Here is a 3,012-nt window from a genome sequence, read left to right as displayed (position 1 = left end):
AAATGACGAAAAGTCACTTAGCGTTAAAAAACGGGTAAGTTAAGGTGGCAAAGGGATGATAACTAACTCAGTTGACCTATTTGGCTGAAAAAAAGCAGATTTTTAGTAAAAAAAGCCCAACCCATTAGCTTGTTGGGGTCTTTAAAGGAACAATCAATAAAACCAGCTTTAAATCAGCCAGCGTTGAGGTGTTGGCAGCATTTAGTAAAGTGCCGTCGTCGCATTTCTAAGTGTTCGCAGTAATTAGTCAGTTCTTGCAGCGTACCCACAGGGCCATGAAATAGCTTGCCAAACTCCGTGGTAAGCTTAAACCAATTTTCTTGAGATAAATTTAACCTAGTCAGTAACTTGGCGCTATTTTCAGTGATAGCACCACGCTTGCCATTGCGAATGAGCCGCCCGGTATATTCAACTAACTCAAGATAATCCTTGAGCTCAAATGTGATTCCACGAGGTTGGTTATCGCGTTCATTGCCAATAAAAGGCAGTAGATTGTTAGGCTGCTCACCTTTCAATGCGGCCTGAACGCGTAGTTGAATACTGGTATGGTCGGATTGCTCTGGCGTGTCAGCCATTTTGGCTCTGATTGGATTTAAATCAACATAAGTCATACAGGCTAAAACGGCGGCTTCATCGAGTAGGGCCTGTGACTTAAAGCGACCTTCCCAAAAACGACCTGTACAGTTATCTTCTTGATTTGCTTGTCTTGCTATCGGTTCGTTTAAGCAACGCATGAACCAACTGATATCACATAAGCGGCTGCGATATATTGCTATTGAGTGCCTTAATCTGTTGACATCATGGGGCTCAACCAACTCACCCTGTGCGAATTTACGCGATAATTCATCGCCTTTAAACAACTTATGCCATTGCTCAAGCACCTCTCGGTCGCTCCAGCGGTTTGCTGTCTCGATATCAATACGTAAAACCACATGCAGATGATTCGACATCACCGCAAAAGCCGCAACATCTATTGCAAAAACTGCTTCAAGTTCAAACAGTAGCGATTCAACCCAACCACGGCGATGGTCATAATTTTTCCCCGAATAGGCATCATCACCACATAAAAATGCTCGCCGTACCACACGGCTACAGCAATGGTAATAGGGGGTGTCTTCAAGACTAATTTGAATTCGGCGAGGGCGCGGCATACAAACCTCCTTGTTTAATGCTTAATCCAAGCATAGCCAGAAGTTAACTACCGCGCCATCCATTAAAATCGATGTCCATTTTGAATATGATTTAACAATGGATGTCCATATAAATCTCTGTTGAATATGATTTTACAATGGATGTCCGTATAAATCTTATGGATGTCCATATAAATCTCACAGAGTCGGATTACACCTTAAATTGCCCCACGAGTTTGCCTAGATTAATCCCCTCAAGCGATACGATTTGGCTCACTCTCGCCGCATCTTCGCTGGAATGCAGCAGTTCATTGACAATCTCTTTAATTGCGAACACGTTACGGTTGATTTCTTCCGTTACAGAGCTCTGCTCCGTTGCCGCAGTGGCAATTTGGGTGCTCATGTCATTAATTGCCGTTACCGCAGATGTAACAGAGCCTAAGCTTTCAGAAATAGCTCGGGAAGAATCCACCGTGCGCACGCAACTTTGTTGACTCTCTACCATCGTTTTCACCGCCAATGCCACCAGCTTATGCAATTCAGATAACATCTCATTGATTTCTAGAGTACTTGATTGTGTACGGCTCGCTAAGCTGCGCACCTCATCAGCCACTACGGCAAATCCACGACCTTGCTCTCCAGCTCGAGCAGCCTCAATAGCGGCATTTAATGCCAGAAGGTTTGTTTGTTCTGCAATCCCCCCGATGACAGACAGCACACTATTAATTTTCTTAGATTGCTCACTCAAAGATTGAATGTTACTGGCGGCATTATTGATTTGTGTCATAAGCGCAGAGATTTCTTCTAACGATGCATCGACACAGCGTTGAGCGTTAGCCACATCACCTGTTGCAGCATGAGTAGCCTCGGCTACTTGAGTCGTATTTTGCGCCACTTCACTTGCCGTCGCTGACATTTCAGTAATAGCAGTAACAACTTGATCTGTTTCATTATTATGACTAATGAGTTGGTTAGACATCACTTGGGTTTGATCATGAATCGCATTGGCCGCACTTTTCACTTTCGCTGTTGCATTGGCCACATCGCCTATGATGGTTTGGAGTTTATCGACAAAGAGGTTAAATGAGCGACCTAATTGTGCTATTTCATCTTCACCATTCACTGTAAGGCGTTTAGTGAGATCCCCCTCTCCTTTAGCTATATCATTTAAGTTGTTAGCCATATTTTTGATAGGTGTCACCATACGGTCGGCTAAAAGCAAAATAATAAAAACAGTTATGCCTGCCAGTAAAAGTGCTATCAATAACATCCCAAGGGATTTATGCATCATTTGTTCAGTTGCTGTAATGCGATAACTTTCAACCACAGCGTCGATATCATCGATATAAGCACCTGTGCCTAACATCCAATCAGTGCCAGGGATCATCATAGAGAAACCGAGTTTCTCAATTTGCTCATTCGTATTGGGTTTTTGAAAATAAAACGAAAAGTTACCGTCACCGTTTTTAGCAGCATTGAGTAAGCCGACAATGATTTTTGTTCCACGCGGATCAGTCATGTCGATTTTATTTTGCCCCTCAAGGTTGGGCATGACTGCATGAAATAGATTTTTGCCTTGGGAGTCGTAAATAAAGAAATAGCCTGAACTACCAAAGCGGATATCACGCAGTGCTTGGTTAACATTGCCACGTTCTTTTAATGACAGCTGATATTGGACGATACCGGCCGCAATTTCAGTGGCTTCTTTGATTTGTGCTTTACGCTCACCAATGAGTTTATCTCTAAATATAGTGATTTCATCGGCTAGAGAACTTTTTTCAACAGCGTAAGAAACTGTCATGAGAATACACAGTGCTAAAATTAACGGAAAAAGCGATAACAGCAGTAATTTATTACGTAAACTGAAATTAGACATCCTTAA

General features: G+C 42.6%; 2 protein-coding genes. Both read right to left on the bottom strand.

All coding sequences use genetic code 11. From position 1 onward, the window contains the following. Positions 1-173: 173 nt before the first annotated feature. A complete protein-coding gene (locus ACRCZA_RS11520) occupies positions 174-1,151 on the bottom strand; it encodes a transposase (RefSeq protein WP_438674576.1) in 978 nt (325 codons plus the stop codon). 190 nt (positions 1,152-1,341) lie between these two features. Further along, the gene (locus tag ACRCZA_RS11515) at positions 1,342-3,006 is read right to left on the bottom strand and encodes a methyl-accepting chemotaxis protein (protein ID WP_438674577.1); all 1,665 of its coding nucleotides are present in this window, start codon (positions 3,004-3,006) and stop codon (positions 1,342-1,344) included. Between the last annotated feature and the right edge of the window lie 6 nt (positions 3,007-3,012).

Origin of the sequence: Shewanella sp., assembly GCF_051658185.1 — a bacterium.
Taxonomy (GTDB): Bacteria; Pseudomonadota; Gammaproteobacteria; order Enterobacterales; family Shewanellaceae; genus Shewanella.
Note: the sequence above shows the minus strand (reverse complement) of the source record. Positions and strands in the feature narration are given on the sequence as shown.